Consider the following 19,302-nt stretch of genomic DNA (forward strand, 5'->3'; position numbering starts at 1 on the left):
CCAGGACAGCTCGGAGACGTGCACCAGGCCCATCAGGTCCTCGCCCAGCAGGGTGGTGGAGCCGACGATGCCGGGATGCGGCGGCACGGTGTTGTGGATGAACACCATGAACACGGCGATCGGCATGCCGATCGCGACCGGTCCGCGGTGCCCGGCCGCCTTCGCGAAGGCGAAGATGATCGGGACCAGGATGATGAAGGCGACGTCGAAGAAGATCGGGATCGCCACCAGGCCGGACGCGATCAGCAGCGCCTGGGCGAGGCGCTTCTCGCCGAGGGCCTCGGCGGCCGCGTGGGCGATGACCTCGGCGCCGCCGGTGCGCTCGATGATCCCGCCGAGCATCGCGCCGAGCCCGACGAGCAGGGCGACGCTGCCGAGCGTGCCGCCCATGCCCTCGATCATCAGGGGGACGACGTCCTGGACGGGGATGCCGCCGGCCAGCGCCGTCAGCACCGCGACGAGGAGCAGGGCGACGAAGGCCGGCCACTTGAGCTTGATGACCGTGAACAGCAGGATCGCGATCGCGCCGGCGGCGATGCCGACGAGGAGGAGGGGGTCCATCAGGTCCTTCCGGAACGGGCCGGGGCGGTCGTCAGCGACCGCCCCGGCGTGAGGATGTGCTGGTCAGCGCTCGATCTTGTCGAGGCTCAGCATCTGGGCGAGAACCTTGTCGAGCTCCTCGTCGTCCCAGACCTTCGTCCAGTCGGGCTTGATGATGGACTCGCGGCCGTAGTCCATCGCGCGCAGGCACGCCTCGGAGAAGGGGTTCGAGCCGCGCAGCGCGTTGGTGAGCGAGATGAAGATGTGGCCGTAGAACAGGGCCTTCACGGCCTTCTCGGGGATGCCGACCTCGTTGATGGCGTGGTCCATCGAGTCCTTGAGGAACTGGCCGATCATGCAGCCGGTGGTCTCCACCAGGGTGGGCTCGAGCTGGGCGAGCTGCTTGATCGTCACCCAGTGCACGTCGATGACGGGGGCGTAGATCGCGCGGATCACCTCGGCGGTGCGCGCGCGGACCTGCTCGTCGCCGCCCTCGTAGGCGGCGACGACCTCCTGCGGCGCGGCGATGCCGCCGAAGGTGTCGGCCCACTCCTCGGGAGTGGTGCGCTCGAGGAAGACCGACGGGTGGGCGGGGTGCGCGCAGGCCTGGTGGACGCCCTCGCGCTCGGCGAGCAGGCCCGCATAGGCGGCGGCCGGGTCCAGGGTCAGCAGCACCGAGCCGTCCTTCATCAGCGGCACGACCTGCTCGGAGATCTTCCCGAGGATCACGTCGGGGACCGCGAGGATCACGACGTCGGCCGCGGTCGCGGCGTCCTCGAGGGTGGAGACCTCGCGGCCGAGCTCCTTCAGGCGCTCCTGGCCCGCCTCGGACGCCTCGACGTAGAGGATCGGGGCGTCGGTGAGGTTCAGGTTGTTCGAGACGCGGGTGCCCATCTTCCCGGCCGCGCCGACGACGGCGACGGTGATCGACGGGTCGAGCTCCACGGTCTTGCCGTACAGGGGGTTCAGTTCCTTGCTGCTGGTCATCGGTGACTCCTTCTGGTGGGGCGACGGGTTTCGTCGGCGTGTGGGGCGAGGGGTGTCGCGGGGGTGTGCGGTGGGGCCGCGGGGCGGTGCGACACGGGGTCGCGGGGTGGGGGCCGGCGGGGCCGGTGCTCATCGGGCCGGGCCGACGGGGTCGACGTCGGCCGACTGGTCAGGCGGGGGAGGGGCGGTGCGCCTCGCGCCAGGCGCGCAGCGCGGCGAGGGTGCGGTCGGTCCAGGCGCGCTCGGTGTCGAGGGTGGTGGCGAGGTCGCCCTGCCAGGGCAGCCAGTGCTCGACGATCGCGGAGGGTGCGCGGCCGACGGCCGATGCGGAGCGGTCGCCGGAGTAGACGTGGCGCAGCTCGTGGTCGAGGTCGAGCAGGCCCTCGCCGAGCGGGGCGCCGGAGTAGGTGAAGCCCACCCAGCCCTCCTGGCGCGCGAAGGCGAAGTCCTTCACGTGCAGGTTCACGGTGCGCGGGGCGCAGGCCTCGACCACGTCCTTCGGGTGCTCGAGCGCCGAGACGCAGTTGGCCGGGTCCAGGCAGATCCCCACGTGCGGGGAGTCGAGCTCCTCGACGATGCCGAGCAGGGTGGAGGTGGGGACCTGCTCGTAGGTCTCGAGCGCGAGCGAGATGCCCGCCTCCTCGAGGCGGGGGAGCGGGGCGCGCAGCTCGGCGACGGCCGCGGCCGTGCCGGCCTCGATCTCCTGGGACTGGATCATCGAGCGCAGCGTGCGGGCGCCGAGCGCTTCGGCGATGTCGAGGTACCGGCCCAGGTGCTCGCGCCCGATGGTGCGGGTGCCCAGCTCGAGCTCGACGCCGAGCAGCTCGGCGCGCTCACGCAGGTCGTGCAGGCCGGCGGTGTCGAGCTGCTCGATGCGGGGGTCGTCGCAGATCTGGAAGACCTCGCAGCCGAGCTGTGCGGCGCGGTCGATCATCCCCGGGATGTCGAGCGGGGAGGGGTTGCGGCTCTCGAACTCCCAGAACAGGGAGTAGGTGCCGATGCCGATCTTCATTGTCCGGGGACTCCGTCGTTGGTGTCGGGCAGGTGTGTGGTGGTCACCGTAGACGGAAGAACCGCAACTGGTCAACCGGTTGGCCATGGGGGCGCGGGAGGGCGGTTCAGAGCGTCGGGGTGTCGAAGGTGGCGAGGTGTTGCGCCGCTGCGAGCATGGGGGCGCCGAGGCGCGGTCGAGCGAGAGCGCGCGTCTCGGGTGGGGGGGTGCTGAGTCTGTCTCGGGTGGGGGTGTGTTGAGTCTGCTCGCGTCGATCCATCCCCGTCCGAGTTGTCGGAATCACCCGGTCATTCGGGCAGCTCAGACGGGACGTACCCCCATAGGGACACCTCGGGAGGGATGGGCCTCGAGAACGGCCCAGCAGGGTGAGGGGGCGAGCGGCTGGGTCAGCCCGCGTCGACGCCCTCGTCGCGCCTCGCCCCGGCGTCCTCGGCGACCCGCAGCAGCCGAGCCCGGGCGGTGGCCATGTGGGCGATCATCGCGGAGGCCGCGCGGTCGCCGTCGTGCGCCTCGAGCGCCTCGAGGATCGCGGCGTGCTCCTCCAGCGCGATGCGCATGTCCTCGGCCTCGTGCACGGAGCGATCGTTGTAGACGCGCAGAAGCTGCCGGCTCACGGCGAGCAGGTCCGTGACGATCGGGTTCTGCGCGGCGGCACCGAGCACGGCGTGGAAAGCGGCGTCCGCGGTGACGAAGGCGTCGAGGTCCTCGAAGCCCTCGCGCATGCCCTCGATCGACTCGCGCAGAGCGTCGAGCCGCTCGGAGGAGATCCGCTCGGCGGCCAGGCGGGCGCAGAAGCTCTCTAGGCCCGCTCGCAGCTCCATCAGCTGGTCGGTGCTGCGCTCGCCGATCATCAGGCCCCAGCTGAGGGTCTGGGGGAGCAGTTCGCTCGCCGTGCCGCGCAGGTAGGTGCCCGAGCCGGGGCGCACGTCGACGATGCCGAGGATCTCGAGGGCCGCGAGCGCCTCGCGGATGGCCGAGCGGCCGACGCCGAGGGCGGAGGCGAGCTGGCGCTCCGGGGGGAGGCGGGTGCCCGGCTCCAGTCCGCCGCCCGTGAACAGCTCGAGCATCCGGCCCGCGACGCCGGAGACCGGCGTTCCCGCGGGGACGGCCGACAGCGCCTCGGCGAGGGCGTCGGAGGTGCTGTCGGAGAAGGCGGGCATGCCTGGGAAGGTATCAAGAGGAGGGATGATGCGGTCGTCGTGCACGCCGAGGCCCTTGACATCTGTGCCGCTGGCCCTAAGATGATCCACGATCCTATTGGATAGTGAGTTTGCAGCGACGCGGCATGCCGGTCTACGCCTCCGCTCACGGACCGACGACGGAAGAGGACGATGATGCCCGCCCCCGCCCCCCGCATTGCGATGACCTTCGGCGACTTCTCGGGCATCGGCCCCGAACTCGCCGTCCGCCTGCTCGCCGAGCCCGGCAACCTCGACAAGGCCCAGGTGCTCGCCCTCGTCTCCCGTGAGGAGTTCGACCGCGCCTGCGCGGCCGCCGGCGTGAGCGTGCCCGTCGCGGATTCCCCCACCACCGGTGCGGTGCACCTGGTCGGCTCGCCCCGCCAAGACGTCGAGGTCGAGGTCGCGAAGACCTCGGTCGCCGCCGGTGCGCGGGTGATGGAGGACCTTGAGAAGGCGCTGGCCATGTTCAAGGACGGGCAGGTCGACTCGATCATGTTCCTGCCACTGAACAAGACCTCGCTGCACCTGGCCGGGATGCACGAGGAGGACGAGCTGCGCTGGTTCGCCAAGGAGCTCGGCTTCGACGGTTTCACCAGCGAGCTGAACTTCGTGCCCGGACTGACGACCTCGCGCGTCACCTCGCACATCCCTATCTCCGAGGTCGCCCAGCACATCAGCGCGGGCCGGGTGCGCCAGGCGATCCAGCTGCTGAACCAGGTCGTGCTCGGCACCGGGGTCGAGAAGCCCCGCATCGCGGTCGCGGCCCTCAACCCCCACGCGGGCGAGAACGGCCAGTTCGGCCGCGAGGAGATCGACCACATCGCCCCCGGTGTGGAGCTCGCCCGCGAGGTCGACGGCATCGACGTGAAGGGTCCCTTCCCGAGCGACACCCTGTTCATCAAGGCGCGCGATGGCCAGTTCGACGGCGTCGTCACGATGTACCACGACCAGGGCCAGATCGCCGTGAAGCTCATGGGCTTCGACAAGGGCGTGACGGTTCAGGGCGGCCTTCCCGTCCCGATCGCCACCCCTGCGCACGGCACCGCCTACGAGATCGTCGGCAAGAACGTGGCGCACCTCGGCCCCAGCCAGCGGGCTTTCGACATCTCCGTCGGACTCGGCGCTCAGACCGCAGAGTCCCGCACCGCCTGAGCTCAGGGCAGGGCGCTCCGGAGGGCCGGTCGGGACGCCCTGCATCCGGCACCCCAGGGGTGTCGGCACCCGGGCGGACGTCCGGGTCGAGGGCCGGAGAGCTCTGAGGTCATCCGGGTCGTGCTCGGCAGTCGTTGCGCGAACGAGACCTCTCAATCCACAGTTCCAATAGGATCTTCGGTATCGTCGTCTCCGAACGGCGCTCCGCGGACCGCCACCCTTCGGTCGACGACGCGTCGGCCGCCCGTCTCAACGAGGAGATCTGATCATGAAGCGACGTTCCGTACTCACCGCAGGCGCCATCGGCACCGTCGGCCTTGCACTCTCCGCCTGCTCCGGGGGCTCCGGCGGAGGCAGCTCGGCCGACGGGGAGTTCGACCCCGGCAACCGCGTGACGATGATCGTCCCGTTCTCCGCCGGCGGCGGCTCCGACATCGCCGGTCGGGCGATCGCCGCAGGCCTCGAGGAGGTCACCGGCGCGACCATCACCGTGGAGAACCGCGTGGGCGGCTCCGGCGCGGTCGGCTACTCCGGGCTCACCAACGCGGAGGGGGACGGCTCCATGCTGCTCGCGAGCGAGACCGCGCTGATCACCCTTCCGATCGTGCAGGACGTCGACTTCACCTACGAGTCCTTCACCCCGATCATGAAGGCCGGGGAGGACTACAACCTCGTCGTCGTCGCCGCGGACTCGCCCTTCCAGTCGATCACCGACGTCATCGAGGCCGCGAAGACCAAGCAGCTCAACGCCGCCGTCTCCGGCGCGACCGGACCGGACCACATCGCCTGGAGCCTCATCGAGCAGGAGCAGGGGATCGCCCTGGAGCGCGTCACTTTCGAGTCCAGCTCCGAGGTGCTCGCGGCACTCATGGGCGGCCACGTCCAGGTCGCCGCCTCGAGCCCCGGTGAGCTCACCGGCCAGCTCGAGTCCGGCGACATCCGCGCCCTGTGCGCCCTGGCCCCGGAGCGCTACGAGTACGACCTGCTCGCCGACATACCCACGGGCTCCGAGGAGGGCGTAGAGGTCACCTTCGCCCAGTGGCGCGGCTTCATCGCGCCCGGCGGCATCGACGACGCCGCCAAGGAGTATTGGATCGCGAAGGCCAAGGAGTACGAGCAGAGCGACGCGTACAAGGAGTTCATCGAGTCCAACATGCTGCAGCCGGTCACGGCCTACGGCGACGACTTCGTGGAGTACCTCCACCAGTACGCCGCCGACGTCGAGTCCGTGCTCGGGAACTGACGGGGAGTGCCATGACCGATTCGACGATCGAGACGCCGCGAGCCCGTTCGATGCCGAAGACGAGCGACCTCGTCGGCACGGGGATCCTCGCGCTGGTGGGCCTCGTCGCGGTGCTGATGGGGCTCGGGTACGGGCTCATCGGGGACAACGGCCAGATCGGGCCTGGCTTCATGCCCGTGCTGACCGGCGCGTTCATCCTCGTCGCCTCGCTCGCCGAGATCGGTCGGCTCTTCCTGGCGCCGAAGGACGGCTCGACCGCCGGCCTCGGCGGAGTGGCTGAGGAGCTCTCCGCCGAGGCCGCGGCCGCGCAGGCGGCGGCCAGGTCGGAGCACGGACAGGACGCCGACGGGCAGGGGAGCGGTGCGCAGGACGCCGACGAGGAGCGGGACGTCTTCGGCCGCACCGCCAAGCAGCGCAACCGCACGGTGCCGCTGGTCTTCGCGATCATCCTCGGCGCCGTGCTGCTCACCCAGGTGCTCGGGATGCTGCTCTCCCTCGCGCTGATGATGTTCGTCATCGTCTTCCTGATCGAGAAGAAGCCGCTGGTCCCGTCCCTGCTGACGTCCCTCGCCGTGCTCGCGGCCGCCTATCTGATCTTCGCCGTCATGCTCGGGGTGCCGCTGCCTCAGGGCATGCTCGGCATCCTGTGAGGAACTCCCGATGATCGACAATCTGATGCTGGGGCTCGAGGCCGCGGTCAGCCCCGAGAACCTCTTGTGGTGCGCGATCGGCGTGGTCCTGGGCACCGTGATCGGTATGATGCCCGGACTGGGCTCCGCCACCGGTGTCGCGATCCTGTTGCCGGTGACCCTCACCATGGAGCCCGTGACCGCGCTGATCATGCTGGCCGGGATCTACTACGGCAGCCAGTACGGCGCCTCCACCAGCTCGATCCTGATCTCTACGCCAGGCGACTCCTCCTCCGTGGTGCTGACGCTCGACGGCTACCAGATGGCGCGCAAGGGACGCGCCGGTGCGGCTCTCGCGATCTCCGCGATCGCCTCGTTCATCGCGGCGATCATCTCGCTGATCGTGATGCTCGCGATCGCCGCCCCCATCGCGTCCTGGGCGTTGAACTTCGGACCGCCGGAGACCCTCGCGATCATCCTGCTCGGCATGGCCACGATCGTGACCTTCGCCGGCGAGAACATGCTGCGCGGCATCATCATGGCCGCCGTCGGCCTGTTGCTGTCGATGATCGGCATCGCCTCCGGGTTCACCACCGCCCGCTTCACCTTCGGCAGCGTCGAGCTGCTCAGCGGACTCGAGTTCGTAGCGGTGATGATCGGCATCTTCGCCCTCGGCGAGGTGCTCCACCAGATCCAGCGCGGCGGCGAGAAGCCGATCCGCGCCGGGTTCCGCGACCTGCTGCTGAAGAAGGACGAGGCCAAGCGCATCCCGGGTCCCGCCCTGCGCGGCACCTTCCTCGGCACCGCGCTCGGCGTGCTCCCCGGTGCGGGAGCCACCCTCGCCTCGTTCATGTCCTACGGCCTCGAGGGCCGCGTGGGCAAGCACCGCAAGGAGCTCGGGACCGGCACCGTCGAGGGCGTGGCCGCCCCCGAAGCCTCGAACAACGCCGCCGCGAACGCGAGCTTCATCCCCACCCTGGCGCTCGGCATCCCCGGCTCCGGCACCACCGCTATTCTCCTCGGCGCCTTCGTGATCTTCGGTCTGCAGCCCGGGCCGATGCTTTTCGAGCAGCAGCCCGACCTGGTCTGGGGCCTGCTGGTCTCGTTCTTCTTCGGGAACCTGCTGCTGCTGGTCCTGAACCTGCCGCTCGCCCCCGTCTTCGCCCAGGTGCTCCGCGTCCCGTACAGCTACCTGTACCCGATCATCATCGTGCTGAGCCTCGTGGGCGCCTACGCCGTCGGCAACAGCCTGTTCGCCGTGTGGGTCGTGTTCTTCGCCGGTGTGCTCGGCTTCTTCATGAAGAAGTACGACTTCCCGGCGGCGCCGCTCGTGCTGGGCCTGGTGCTCGGCCCGATGCTGGAGCGCACCTTGGTGCAGACCTCGTCCATGGGTCACGGCAACCTGCTGATCGTGTTCGAGCGCCCGCTGTCGGCGTTCTTCATGGTCGTGGCGATCCTCGCCTTCGTCGTCCCGCCGCTGTGGACCGCGATCCAGGGCCGCCGCCAGAGGGTGCAGACGCAGAAGGCGAGCGTCGACGCCTGAGCCCCGCCGGCGTCTACGCCGGCACCACTTCCCCGCAACACCACCAGGATCAACCGGTCCTGCACAGATTCCGGAAGGACCTCCATGTACACCGCTGAGACCTGGCCGATCGGGGCCAATATGCTCTCCTTCGGCAGCACCGCCTCCGACGGGACCCCGCTGAAGGACGCACCCTCGACCGTCTGGGCCTCCCACCTGCGACAGGTGAAGGAGCTCGGCGTCGACCAGGTCGATCCCACCGACGCCTGGCTCCCGCTCGCCTCGCTCAGCGAGGACCGCCTCGAGGAGTTCCGCCGCGTCCTGGACGGCGAGGGACTGACGCTCTCCTCGATCTCGATGACCCGCAACTCCGTCGTCGACGCGGACAACGGCGAGCAGAACCTGCGCGATGCGCACCGTTATCTGGAGATCGCGCCGAGCTTCGGCGTGACCGTGGTGAACACAGGGTTCATGCAGGCTCTGACCCCCGTGCAGCAAAAGGCGACCTGGTTCTGGCTCGCCGACGGACACGTCGACGACCCGGCTCGCCGGGACCTCGCGATCGAGCGGGTCCGGGTGCTCGGCGACGCGGCCCGCGCCCAGGGCGTGCAGCTCAGCCTCGAGATGTACGAGGACACCTTCGTGGGCACCGCCGACGACGCCGTCTCCTTCGTGACGGACGTCGACCACGAGGCCGTCGGGCTGAACCCCGACATCGGCAACCTCGTGCGCCTGCACCGCGAGGTCGAGCCGTGGACGGACATCCTCGAGAAGGTGCTCCCCCACGCCAACTTCTGGCACATCAAGAACTACACCCGGGACCAGGACCCGGCCACCGGTGCGTACTCCACCGCCCCGATGCCGCTGAAGTACGGCTACATCAACTACCGGCAGGGGATCCGCCGAGCGCTCGAGCTCGGCTACACCGGTCCGTTCTGCTGCGAGCACTACGGGTCGGACTCCCTCGGCGTCATCGCCGAGAACGTGCACTACATCCGGCAGGTGCTCACCTCGGCGCTGTCCGAGAAGAGCTGAGCTCCCCTCAGGCGGTGGGGCGGAACGGGCGCTGCCGTCGCTGCCATCGCTCCTCGGCTCCCGGGCGTCGATCCCATAGGATCACAAGGGCCCGACGGGGTGCGGTGCGTGATCAGCGCACCTCGACACGACGGGTCACATCGACGGCGTCCGGCGGGGTGCCACCGGACGAAGGAGTTCCCCCTAATGACCATCTCGACCGTCACCATCGTCGGCGCCGGATACATGGGCGGCGGCATCGCCCAGGTCCTCGCCATCGCCGGCTTCGACGTCACCATCGCCGACGTCAGCGTCGAGAACGCGAACGCGTCCCTCGAGCGACTGCAGCGCGAGGCGCGCGAGTTCGAGGAGCAGGGCCAGTTCTCGCCCGGCTCCGCGGACCTCGTCGCGAAGAACATCTCCGCCGGCAAGAGCCTCGAGGAGGCCGTCGCCGACGCCGACTTCATCGAGGAGGCCGTCTTCGAGCGCCTCGACGTCAAGCGCGACGTGCTCGGCACGATCTCGCAGCACGCGCGACCTGACGCGATCATCGGCACCAACACCTCGACCATTCCGGTCAAGGAGCTGGTCAGCGCGGTGAAGAACCCCGAGCGCTTCCTCACCGTCCACTTCTCCAACCCCGCCCCCTTCATCCCCGGCGTCGAGCTCGTCGCGGGAGAGGCCACGACGCCCGGGACCGTCGCCGCGGTCAAGGAGCTGCTCGAGAAGTCGGGGAACGAAGGCGCCCAGGTCGCCGACACCCCCGGAATGGTCCTGAACCGCCTCCAGTACGCGCTGCTGAAGGAGGCGACCTCCATCGTCGAGGAGGGCGTCGCCACCGCCGAGGACGTCGACACCATCGTCCGCACCACCTTCGGCTTCCGGCTGGGCTTCTTCGGCCCCTTCGCGATCGCCGACCAGGCGGGCCTGGACGTCTACGCGAACTGCTTCGTGACCTTCGAGGACGCCTTCGGCGACCGCCTCGCCACCCCGACGATCCTCACCGACGCCGTCGCCGCGGACCGCAAGGGCCTCAAGAACGGAAAGGGCCTCCTCGGCGACTACGACGAGGCGACCGCCGCGGAGCTGATCGCCTACCGCAACAAGGCCTACGCGAAGATGTCCCAGCTCCTCACCGAGCTCGGCCCCGCGCCGCAGGCCTCCCCGGGGGCGAGCTGAGCCGTCTCGTCCGCGTCGCGAGTCCTCCCTCTCTCCAGCCTCCTCCCCGTCATCGTCCCCGAGGGGACGTCCGCTCTACCGGAAAGCCCCTGTGACCGCGACCTCGCCCTCCTACCGTCGCCTGCTGATCCTCGACGACGACCCCACCGGCTCGCAGTGCGTCGCCGGGATCGACGTCGCCTTCGACCTCGATCCGGCGCTCCCCGTCGGCGTCCTCGAGCAGCCCGGCAGCGCCTGCTTCGTCCTGACGAACACGCGCGCGCTCGACGAGCAGGAGGCGGTCGCGCTGAACCGGCGCGTCCTCGCCGGGGTGCTCGACGGGGGAGTGCCGGCGTCCGGGCTCCACGTCGTCTCCCGCTCCGACTCGACCCTGCGCGGGCACGTGATCGCCGAACCGGTCGCGATCGCCGACGAGCTCGCCGCGCGCGGCATCGACGTCGATGCCTTCGTGCTCTGCCCCGCGATGCTCGAGGCGGGCCGCTTCACGGAGGGCGACGTTCACTACGCCACCGTCGGCGGGGAGGCCGTCGAGGTCGCCGAGACAGACTTCGCCCGCGACGCCACCTTCGGGTTCACCAGCTCCGACCTGCGCGCCTTCCTCGAGGAGCGCTCCGGCGGAGCGGTGCGCGCGGCTGACGTCCTCTCCCTCTCCCTCGAGGACATCCGCGCCGGCGCAGGCCGGCTGCGGGAGATCCTCTCCGGGGCCCGCGACCGCCGCTGGGTGGTCGTCAACGCCACCGAGTACGAGGATCTCGAGGTCGTCGCCGAGGCGATGGCCGCTCTCGAGGCGGAGGGCCGCACCTTCGTGACCCGCTGCGCCCCCTCCTTCGTGCGCCCGCTGGTCGGGCAGCAGGGTGCCCGCGTCGTCGACCCCGCCTCGATCACGATCCCCGTGGGGCGGCTCGACCACGGCCTGGTCGTCGTCGGCTCCCACGTCGGCCTGACCACCACGCAGCTGCGCGCCGTGCAGCGCCGCGGCACCCTCGCCGAGGTCGAGATCCACGTCCCCTCCGTGCTCGACGAGCGCCGCGAGCAGCACCTCGCGGGTGTCGCCGCGCAGGTGGCGGAGACCCTCCGCAGCTCCGACTGCGTCGTCTTCACCAGCCGCGACCTGGTGCGCACCGACGATCCCACTGAGTCCCTCGCCATCGCCCGCAGCGTCTCCGACGCCGTGGTCGAGGTGGTGCGTCGGGTGCGCGAGGCAAAGCCCGCCTGGGTGGTCGCCAAGGGCGGGATCACCTCCCACGAGGTCGCCGAGAACGGCCTCGGGATCCGCCGCGCCCGCGTCGAGGGGCAGTTCTGGCCGGGTCAGGTGTCGCTCTTCTCCGCCCAGGAGGCGCCCGACGAGGTCCTGGGCGCGCCCTACGTCGTCTTCCCCGGCAACGTCGGCGGCGAGCAGGCGCTCGCCGACGTGATCGACGTGCTCACCGCCGCCGTCGCCGCCCGCTGACGGCGGTCGCCAGGCCGGGCGCTCCGACGCAGAGTCGGTCGGCGCGGCGACACGGCAGCGGTTCCTATAGGTGTATCACTAGGCGGGACGTCCAACTGCCGCCGTGGGCGAGCCTGCGGTGAACGCCGAGGCGAGGGTACGAGTTGGCGCTGACCGGAGGTCTTTGGCGTAGCGCTCAGTTTGCGACCCGCTGCTGACAAGACCGAGCCGACGGTCTAGAGTGCAGAAATCCTATTGGAAATAGTGGCTGCGGTGATGCGATGAGGATCCCGTCCACTGCCCGAGCAGAGTGAAGGAGCTCTTCTCATGTCGGCACCTGCACCGAACCCCGGTCGCTCACCGCTGCGGCCCACCCGAGTCCGCCTCGGCATCTTCTTCGTGCTGTGGCTGATCGTGCTTCTGAACTACATCGACCGCACGGCGCTCTCGATCGCGCTGCCATACATGTCGGAGGACCTCGACCTCGACCCCGCGATGCAGGGCTGGATCCTCTCGCTGTTCTTCTGGACCTACCTGATCTTCCAGATCCCCGGCGGCTGGCTGCTCGACCGCTTCGGCGCACGCAAGGTCGTCGGCGCTGCCGGTGTGACCTGGGGTCTCGTGCAGACCTCGATCGGGTTCCTGACCTCGGGGATCGGCCTCGGCATCGCCCGACTCGGCCTCGGCGCCTTCGAGGCGCCGACTGCACCGTCGGGGTCGAAGATCAACAGCGCCTGGATGCCCCCGAGCGAGCGGGCACGCGGCGCCACGTTCATCGACATGGCCGGGGCCTTCGGGAGCGCCGTCGGCGGCATCATCGTCACCTCGATCATCGGGGTCTTCGGCTCCTGGCGCTGGGCCTTCATCATCACCGGCCTCATGACCGTCGCCGCCGCGATCATCTACTACCTCTACGTGCGCGACACCCCCGAGCAGCACCCCAAGGTCAACAGCGCCGAGCTCGAACACATCCGCCAGGACTCCCAGACCGACATCGCCGTCGAAGCGGCTGGAGAGGGCTCGGCCGAGGAGACTGCGGCTCTTCCGCGGATCTCGGACTACGCCCGATCGACCTCGTGGTGGGGCTTGTGGCTGGGGCGTCTCGGCTGGGCGACAGTGTGGTGGGGGATCATCTCGTGGACTCCCTCCTACCTCTCCGATGCGCGGGGCTTCGACCTGCTCAGCGTCGGAGGCGCGACTTTCTTCGTCTTCGGGATGGGCGTCGTCGGGCAGCTCGTCGCGGGCTGGCTCGCCGACAAGGGACGCACGAAGTCCGGCAACTACAACCGCGTGATGAAGGCGCTCCTGGTCGGCTCCGGTCTCGCGATGGTCGCGACCGTCTTCCTGATCCCCGCCGTCCCGAGCGCTGGCGCCTCCCTCGCGATGCTCGCCCTCGCGGTCTTCTTCACCAACTTCGGCGGTCTCTACTGGGCGATCCCCGCCTGGCTCGCACCCGCGAAGCAGGTCGGCACCGTCGGCTCCGTCATGAACATCGCCTCGAGCCTCGGCGGGGCGCTCGCCCCTGTGATCATGGGGTACGCGATCGGGGCGGCGGGCGGCTCCTATACCGGCGCTTTCGCCTTCCTCGCCGGTGCGGCCGCTCTGTACATGCTCGGCTCCGCCACCATCAACTTCGCGCGCCCGCTCGCGACGCGGCGTGAGAGCGCGGCGGTGGCCCGATGAGCCTCTACGACGGTCCGGTCATCGACGCGCACCACCACTTCTGGCAGCCGCGCCTCGGGCGGCAGCCGTGGCTCCGTCCCGGCGTGGACATCGGCTTCCGCTACGGGCCCTACGAGTCGATCAAGCGCGACTATCTGCCCGATGACATCCGCAAGGATGCCGCCGAGGCCGGCATCGATCTCGTCGGCACGGTGACGATGGAGACGGAGTGGGAGGTCGAGGACCCCGTCGGGGAGATGCAGTACATCGCGTCGATCGCAGATGAGCATGGTCTGCCCGATGCGGCCGTCGCCCACGCCGTGCTGCGGGACCCTGACGTCGGCAGAACTCTCGAAGCGCTTGCCGAGATCCTGCTGGTGAGAGGGGTGCGGAACAAGCCCGGGCAGGCTACGGGGCCGACGGAGGCGGCAGCATCCCCGAGTCTCCTGTGCGATCCGGGCTGGCAGCGGGGGTACGCACAGCTCGCCCAGCACGGACTGAGCTTCGATCTGCAGGTCGCCTGGTGGCACCTCCACGAGGCGGTGCCGCTGCTCGAGGCGCATCCAGGCATCCCCGTGATCATCAACCATGCCGCACTGCCCTCGGATCGCTCGCCGGACGCGCTGGAGGCCTGGTCGCAGGCGCTGGAGCATGTGGCCAGGTTCCCTCACGTCTCGATGAAGGCGAGCGGCATCGGGCTGCCCGGGGTGCCATGGACCGCGGAGAACAACGGCCCGATCGTGCGGCGACTCATCGAGGCGTTCGGCCCCGACCGCGTCATGTTCGCGTCGAACTTCCCGGTCGATGGGCTCACCGCGACCTATGCGGAGATCTGGCACGGGTTCCGTCAGATCGTCTCGGACCTGAGCGTGGAGGAGCAGCGGCAGCTCTTCGCCGGAACGGCGCAGCGCGTGTACCGGCTCCCGGAGCAACTGCTCGGAGGCTGAGGCCGGGGGTCTGGGAGGCTTGAGGCGTCCGACGAGCGCCGATGCCGACGGTCGTCGTGCAGTCGGCGCACCTACCCGAAGGAGAGCCCCACCGTCATGAGCGACCCCTCGACCTGGGATTCCCTCCCGCAGCGACTGCCCGACTGGTTCCGCGAGGCGCCGCTCGGCATCTTCATCCACTGGGGACCGTACTTCGTGCCCGCCTGGGCCGAGCCCACCGCAGAGCTCGGCGCGGTCCCCGACGACCTCGGTTGGTTCGCCCACAACCCCTACGCCGAGTGGTACTTCAACACGATCCGCATCGAGGGCTCCCCGGCGGCCGAGCACCACCGGGAGGTCCACGGCGACGCGCCCTACGACGATTTCCTGGACCAGTGGGACGCCTCCGACTTCGACCCCGCCGCCTGGGCCGACCTGTTCCGCCGCGCGGGCGCGGACTACGTCGTGCCCACCACCAAGCACCACGACGGCGTGACCCTGTGGGACGCCCCCGGCACCGGGGACCGCAACACCGTCCGCCGTGGCCCGCAGCGGGACCTCGTCGGCGAGATCGCGACCGCGGTGACCGCGGCGGGGATGCGCTTCGGCGTGTACTACTCCGGCGGTCTGGACTGGCATGTGCGGCCGACGGAGCCGCTGGTCAGCGGTGAGGACGTGCACGACCTGAAGCGTCCGCGGGATGACGAGTACGGGAAGTACTGCGCCTCCCACGTCCGCGACCTCATCGACCGCTACTCACCCGACGTCTTGTGGAACGACATCGGCTGGCCCGACGAGAACTTCCACTTCGAGGAGGGCGGGCTCGGCGAGCTGCTCGAGCACGTCTACACCGCCCGCCCCGAGGGCCTGATCAACGACCGCTTCGTCGGCGCGCACCAGGACTTCGTGACCACCGAGTACCAGGCCGGCCAGATCCCCGACGGCCAGCCGTGGGAGAACTGCCGCGGCGTGGGCCTGTCCTTCGGCTACAACCAGGTCGAGGACGCCTCCCAGTACATGTCCGGCGCGCAGGCCGTGCGCCACGTCGTCGACGCGGTCTCCAAAGGCGGACGGGTGCTGTTGAACGTCGGCCCCCGCGCCGACGGCTCCCTCCACGAGCTGCAGGTCGCGGCGCTCGAGTCGCTCGGCGAGTTCATGGCCGAGCACAAGGCGCACCTGGCCGGCTCCCGCGGCCTCGGCGAGCTGGCGCTCGACGGCATCGACTGGGCGCGGGCGGTCGAGAAGGACGGGATGTGCCACGTCTTCCTCAGCGGCCCGGCCGGTGCGGTGCGGCTCGACCCCTCCGCGCTGCCGGGGGGCTTCGACTGGCCGACGGGCGGGGTCGAGGTGACCCTCGCCGGTGAGGACGCGGCACCGGTCGCGATCTCGGCGGCACGGGCGGGCTGAGGCGACCGGAACGTCGACGGCGCGCCTGCGCCGAACGGGCTGACGCCGCTCACCTCTTCGGGCGTGCACGATTCGGCGTCCCCCGCGTGACCTCAGCTCGCACAGGGCGGTGAGATCACGCAGGGGACGCAGAATTGTGCGCTGCAGCGAGAACGGTGCCGACGTGGGCGGGAGTCATCGCCCTGGCGCCGTCAGTCCTGGACGACGTCCTCCCAGCTGCGGGAGGCGGCCGAGCGCACGATCGCCTCGCAGATCTCGGCGGCGCTGAGCCCGTCCTCGGCGCTCGGGGCACGGTGCGTGCCGTCCACGACGTCGGAGAGGAAGGCGGCGCCCTCGATGGTCTTGAGGTCGTCGAAGCTCATCGGGATGCCGGGGCCGGGCTGGAAGCGGGCGTAATCCCCGTGGCCGGGGCCGGCGAGCACGGTGGTGTAGCCGTGCTCGGTGCCGCCCTCGCCGATCATCACCTCGAACTCGTTCATGCGGGTGAAGGACCAGCGAGCCGAGCCCTCGGTGCCGAACACCTCCAGCGCGTAGTCGCTGCGATGGCCGCGGGCGACGCGGGAGGACTCCAGCGTCGCGTGCGCCCCGCCGTCGAGCCGGGCGAGCGCCGCGACCCAGTCCTCGTTCTCGACCTCCCCGCGCTCCTCGCCCACCTCGAAGCCGGCGTGGCCCACGCCGAGCTTCGTCGGGACCGGCCGGTCGCGGACGAAGATGTCGGTGGTCGCGGAGACCTCGGCGATCCGCTGCCCGGTGACGTGCTGGACCAGGTCCGCGCCGTGCGAGAGCAGGTCGCCTATCACACCGCTGCCACCCTTGGCGCGATCGTAGCGCCAGGTCAGAGGCCCCTCGGGGGAGGAGGCGTAGTCGGCGATCAGCCAGCAGCGCACGTTCGTGATCCGCCCCAGCCGCCCGCCGCGGACCAGCTCGCGCAGGTGCGCGATCGCGGGGGCATGGCGGTAGTTGAAGCCCACCGCGGTCGCGATGCCGGCGCCGCCCCGGGCCGCGGCCGCGGCGTCGCGGATCTCGCGGGACTGCTCGGCGGAGACGCCCATCGGCTTCTCGATCCAGAAGGGCTTGCCCGCCGCGGCCGCCTTCACCGCGAAGTCGCGGTGGAGGAAGTTCGGGGAGCAGATCGAGATCGCGTCGACGTCGGGATCGGCGAGGACCTCGTCGATCGAGGCGACGGCCTTCTCGAAGCCGAACTGCTCCACGGCGGCCTGCTGGTTCTCCTCGATCGGGTCCGCCGCGACCACGAGCCGCGGCCGGATCCCGAGCTCCGGGAAGCGGGAGGGGAGGCGCTGGTAGGACGAGGCGTGCAGACGCCCCATCCAGCCCAGGCTCACCACACCGATGCCGATCTCACGCATGGGCGCCTCCCTGCCCGAGCTCCTTCTGGATCCGCTCGCGCATCCGCACGTTGATCGCGTCGGCCTCCTCCTCCCAGCCGAACACGCACACGGACACGGGCCCGTCGTACTCGCGCTCGCGCAGGTAGGCGAAGGCGGAGTCCCAGTCGATCTCGCCGTTGCCGATCTCGTTGTGCTGGTGGATGCGGGCGTCGACCCCGGGCGGGTTCATGATGTAGCGGTTGCCGACGTTCGCGGTGTGGTCGAAGACGTCCGCGATGTGCAGGTGCTTCAGCCGGTCACCGGCGTAGTCCATCATCTCGCGCGGATCCCGCGCGCCCTGGCCCAGGTGGTAGGCGTGCGGGAAGCAGAACTCGTAGTTCAGCCAGTCCCGGTCCACGCCGCGGATGATCTGCACGGCCCGGTCGTTCTCCTCGACGAAGTCGTAGGGGTGCGCCTCGATCGTGCACTCCAGGCCGTACTTCTCGAAGACGGGGATCAGCTATTCCATCGACCTGTAGAACTGGCCCTCGCTCTGCCGGGGACGGTTCGGGTCGCCGGAGAACTCGGTCGCGATCAGCGGCACCTCGAGGGCGTCGGCGATCTCGAGCAGCCGCTTCCAGTTGCGCACCTGCGCCTGGCGCTCCTGCTCGTCGGGGCTCGCCCAGTCGAAGACGGGGTTGAAGGTCCAGATCTTCACCCCGGTGTCCTTCATCGCCTGCTTCACCTCGGCGATCTGGTGGCGGTCCACCTTGGGGTAGTGGTGCCACTCGTGGAAGTCGGCGCGGGGCGAGAGCTCGAGGTACTCGAAGCCGAGCTCGGCGGCCTTCGCGAGCTCCTGCGCGACGCTGAGGTGCGGATGGTACATGGACGGGTCCAGCAGGATCTTCACCATGGGAGGCCTCCTCTCACTTCACGCCCAGGCCGCACTCGGCCAGGAACTCACGGGTAGCGATGGCGTTGGGCAGCGGGAGCGACGGATCGCAGGGGTAGAGGTCCTGCTCGCAGATCACGTACAGCTCCTTGTCGAGGGTGACCAGCTTCTGGACCAGGTCCTTCATGTCCGGCAGGCCCGCCGGCGGCTTCACCGAGGCGCCCTTGGCGACGGCCTCGCCGAAGGGCCAGTCCTTCTCGTGCGCCTCGCGGGTGATGTCCGGGTCGAAGGCCTTGATGTGCACGTAGCCGATCCGCTCGGGGTACTCGTCGATCATCGAGATCGGGTCGCCGCCGCCGTAGACGATGTGGCCGGTGTCCAGGCAGAAGCTGACCAGCTCCGGGTCGGTCGCCTCGAAGACGCGGGCGATCTCCTCGGGGGTCTCGATGTGGGAGTCGCCGTGGGGGTGGAGCACCATCGTGAGGCCGTAGTCCTGCTTCATGATGCGGCCCAGCTCGTTAGCGTTCTCGACGTAGCGCCGCCACGCCTCGCCGGTCAGCTCCCGGTCGTCGGTGAACTCCCAGGTCTTCTCGTCGCGGTACATCGGCGGCAGGTGCACCATGTACTCCGCGCCGACGGCGGCGTGTGTCTCGGCGATCGCGCGGAAGGTCCTCTCCGTCTCCGGCCAGGCATCCTCCTTGTGCAGGATGCCCCAGCCGGTCCCGGCCACGATGCGGAAGCCGTGCTCGTCCATCACGGACTTCAGCTCCTTCGCGTCCTTCGGGAAGTAGCCCCACGGCCCGGTCTCCATCACGGAGAAGCCGGCCTCGGCCATCTCGCCGAGCGCGGTGCGCCACGGGATCTGCTTCTCGTCCTCGGGGAACCACACGCCCCACTGGTCGGGGCACACGCCGATCGTGAGCTTGTCGTAGGGCGCTTCGGGATTGCGCGACTTGTCGCCGGGGCTGGGGGAGGGCGAGGTAGTGGTCAAGACTCTGCTCCTTCGGAGGTCATGCGGGGCGTGGGACCGGGGGTGCCGGCCGTGGAACCGGCGGCTGCGCGGCTGCTGATCAGGTTTTGCTGTCGCTACGACTCATGCGGGTGCTGCCATGAGTCGTAGCGGACGCAAAACCTGCGGGGCCGGGAACCAGGGCGGCCGACCGGACGGGCCGGGCGGCCGACGGGCCGGGCGGCCGACG

16 protein-coding genes and 1 pseudogene are annotated in these 19,302 nt (G+C 70.0%); 10 read left to right on the forward strand and 7 right to left on the reverse strand.

Going from position 1 to position 19,302, the window contains the following annotated elements; genetic code table 11:
* The 4 genes from HMPREF3159_RS14565 to HMPREF3159_RS14580 all read right to left on the reverse strand — a co-directional run.
* On the reverse strand, positions 1-561 hold a 561-nt coding region (locus HMPREF3159_RS14565), incomplete at its 3' end, for a GntT/GntP/DsdX family permease (RefSeq protein WP_246821648.1).
* 63 nt (positions 562-624) lie between these two features.
* Positions 625-1,527, reverse strand: a complete 903-nt coding sequence (locus HMPREF3159_RS14570; protein ID WP_083305974.1) for a phosphogluconate dehydrogenase C-terminal domain-containing protein — start codon at positions 1,525-1,527, stop codon at positions 625-627.
* Between the two features lie 169 nt (positions 1,528-1,696).
* The gene (locus HMPREF3159_RS14575) at positions 1,697-2,539 is read right to left on the reverse strand and encodes a sugar phosphate isomerase/epimerase family protein (protein WP_070501841.1); all 843 of its coding nucleotides are present in this window, start codon (positions 2,537-2,539) and stop codon (positions 1,697-1,699) included.
* A 386-nt stretch (positions 2,540-2,925) separates the two neighbouring features.
* Positions 2,926-3,789: a FadR/GntR family transcriptional regulator gene (locus HMPREF3159_RS14580; RefSeq protein ID WP_371441714.1), complete on the reverse strand. Its 864-nt coding sequence runs from the start codon at positions 3,787-3,789 to the stop codon at positions 2,926-2,928.
* A gap of 84 nt (positions 3,790-3,873) precedes the next feature.
* Between HMPREF3159_RS14580 and HMPREF3159_RS14585 the strand changes: the two genes are divergently transcribed.
* The 10 genes from HMPREF3159_RS14585 to HMPREF3159_RS14630 all read left to right on the forward strand — a co-directional run bounded on the left by HMPREF3159_RS14585 (position 3,874) and on the right by HMPREF3159_RS14630 (position 15,883).
* Positions 3,874-4,872, forward strand: a complete 999-nt coding sequence (locus tag HMPREF3159_RS14585; protein WP_083305975.1) for a 4-hydroxythreonine-4-phosphate dehydrogenase PdxA — start codon at positions 3,874-3,876, stop codon at positions 4,870-4,872.
* 268 nt (positions 4,873-5,140) lie between these two features.
* Positions 5,141-6,115: a tripartite tricarboxylate transporter substrate binding protein gene (locus HMPREF3159_RS14590; RefSeq protein WP_070501844.1), complete on the forward strand. Its 975-nt coding sequence runs from the start codon at positions 5,141-5,143 to the stop codon at positions 6,113-6,115.
* Between the two features lie 11 nt (positions 6,116-6,126).
* Positions 6,127-6,765, forward strand: coding sequence for a tripartite tricarboxylate transporter TctB family protein (locus HMPREF3159_RS14595; RefSeq protein ID WP_070501845.1), 639 nt, complete (start codon positions 6,127-6,129; stop codon positions 6,763-6,765).
* Between the two features lie 10 nt (positions 6,766-6,775).
* Positions 6,776-8,287, forward strand: a complete 1,512-nt coding sequence (locus HMPREF3159_RS14600; RefSeq protein WP_070501846.1) for a tripartite tricarboxylate transporter permease — start codon at positions 6,776-6,778, stop codon at positions 8,285-8,287.
* Between the two features lie 84 nt (positions 8,288-8,371).
* Positions 8,372-9,301, forward strand: a complete 930-nt coding sequence (locus HMPREF3159_RS14605; protein WP_070501847.1) for a sugar phosphate isomerase/epimerase family protein — start codon at positions 8,372-8,374, stop codon at positions 9,299-9,301.
* Positions 9,302-9,487: 186 nt separating this feature from the next.
* Positions 9,488-10,459 carry a 3-hydroxyacyl-CoA dehydrogenase family protein gene (locus HMPREF3159_RS14610; RefSeq protein WP_070501848.1) on the forward strand — a complete coding sequence of 324 codons (972 nt, stop codon included), beginning with the start codon at positions 9,488-9,490 and terminating at the stop codon, positions 10,457-10,459.
* A 91-nt stretch (positions 10,460-10,550) separates the two neighbouring features.
* Entirely contained in the window at positions 10,551-11,909 is a 1,359-nt protein-coding gene (locus HMPREF3159_RS14615; protein WP_070501849.1) for a four-carbon acid sugar kinase family protein, read from the forward strand.
* Positions 11,910-12,215: 306 nt separating this feature from the next.
* Entirely contained in the window at positions 12,216-13,571 is a 1,356-nt protein-coding gene (locus HMPREF3159_RS14620) for an MFS transporter (protein ID WP_070501850.1), read from the forward strand.
* Positions 13,568-14,497 (forward strand): amidohydrolase family protein, encoded by a 930-nt coding sequence (locus HMPREF3159_RS14625; RefSeq protein ID WP_070501851.1) that lies wholly within the window; start codon positions 13,568-13,570, stop codon positions 14,495-14,497. The genes HMPREF3159_RS14620 and HMPREF3159_RS14625 overlap by 4 nt, the downstream gene beginning before the upstream one ends.
* Positions 14,498-14,593: 96 nt before the next feature.
* Positions 14,594-15,883: an alpha-L-fucosidase gene (locus tag HMPREF3159_RS14630; RefSeq protein ID WP_070501852.1), complete on the forward strand. Its 1,290-nt coding sequence runs from the start codon at positions 14,594-14,596 to the stop codon at positions 15,881-15,883.
* A gap of 191 nt (positions 15,884-16,074) precedes the next feature.
* Here HMPREF3159_RS14630 and HMPREF3159_RS14635 read toward each other — a convergent pair whose 3' ends face one another.
* The 3 genes and pseudogenes from HMPREF3159_RS14635 to HMPREF3159_RS14645 form a co-directional block, all read right to left on the reverse strand.
* Positions 16,075-17,250, reverse strand: coding sequence for a Gfo/Idh/MocA family protein (locus HMPREF3159_RS14635; RefSeq protein WP_070501853.1), 1,176 nt, complete (start codon positions 17,248-17,250; stop codon positions 16,075-16,077).
* Positions 17,243-18,124, reverse strand: a pseudogene (locus tag HMPREF3159_RS14640) (sugar phosphate isomerase/epimerase family protein). The gene HMPREF3159_RS14635 and the pseudogene HMPREF3159_RS14640 overlap by 8 nt, the downstream one beginning before the upstream one ends.
* Positions 18,125-18,137: 13 nt before the next feature.
* A complete protein-coding gene (locus tag HMPREF3159_RS14645) occupies positions 18,138-19,094 on the reverse strand; it encodes a TIM barrel protein (protein ID WP_070501856.1) in 957 nt (318 codons plus the stop codon).
* Positions 19,095-19,302: the final 208 nt, after the last annotated feature.

The organism is Brachybacterium sp. HMSC06H03 (assembly GCF_001807385.1).
Taxonomy (GTDB): domain Bacteria; phylum Actinomycetota; class Actinomycetes; order Actinomycetales; family Dermabacteraceae; genus Brachybacterium; species Brachybacterium conglomeratum.

Excerpts from the sequence above, each read along its gene's own strand:
- HMPREF3159_RS14570 (WP_083305974.1), bottom strand. The coding sequence starts at position 1,527 with ATGACCAGCAGCAAGGAACTGAACCCCCTGTACGGCAAGACCGTGGAG.
- HMPREF3159_RS14575 (WP_070501841.1), bottom strand. The coding sequence starts at position 2,539 with ATGAAGATCGGCATCGGCACCTACTCCCTGTTCTGGGAGTTCGAGAGC.
- HMPREF3159_RS14585 (WP_083305975.1), top strand. The coding sequence starts at position 3,874 with ATGCCCGCCCCCGCCCCCCGCATTGCGATGACCTTCGGCGACTTCTCG.
- HMPREF3159_RS14590 (WP_070501844.1), top strand. The coding sequence starts at position 5,141 with ATGAAGCGACGTTCCGTACTCACCGCAGGCGCCATCGGCACCGTCGGC.
- HMPREF3159_RS14595 (WP_070501845.1), top strand. The coding sequence starts at position 6,127 with ATGACCGATTCGACGATCGAGACGCCGCGAGCCCGTTCGATGCCGAAG.
- HMPREF3159_RS14600 (WP_070501846.1), top strand. The coding sequence starts at position 6,776 with ATGATCGACAATCTGATGCTGGGGCTCGAGGCCGCGGTCAGCCCCGAG.
- HMPREF3159_RS14605 (WP_070501847.1), top strand. The coding sequence starts at position 8,372 with ATGTACACCGCTGAGACCTGGCCGATCGGGGCCAATATGCTCTCCTTC.
- HMPREF3159_RS14610 (WP_070501848.1), top strand. The coding sequence starts at position 9,488 with ATGACCATCTCGACCGTCACCATCGTCGGCGCCGGATACATGGGCGGC.
- HMPREF3159_RS14620 (WP_070501850.1), top strand. The coding sequence starts at position 12,216 with ATGTCGGCACCTGCACCGAACCCCGGTCGCTCACCGCTGCGGCCCACC.
- HMPREF3159_RS14625 (WP_070501851.1), top strand. The coding sequence starts at position 13,568 with ATGAGCCTCTACGACGGTCCGGTCATCGACGCGCACCACCACTTCTGG.
- HMPREF3159_RS14630 (WP_070501852.1), top strand. The coding sequence starts at position 14,594 with ATGAGCGACCCCTCGACCTGGGATTCCCTCCCGCAGCGACTGCCCGAC.
- HMPREF3159_RS14635 (WP_070501853.1), bottom strand. The coding sequence starts at position 17,250 with ATGCGTGAGATCGGCATCGGTGTGGTGAGCCTGGGCTGGATGGGGCGT.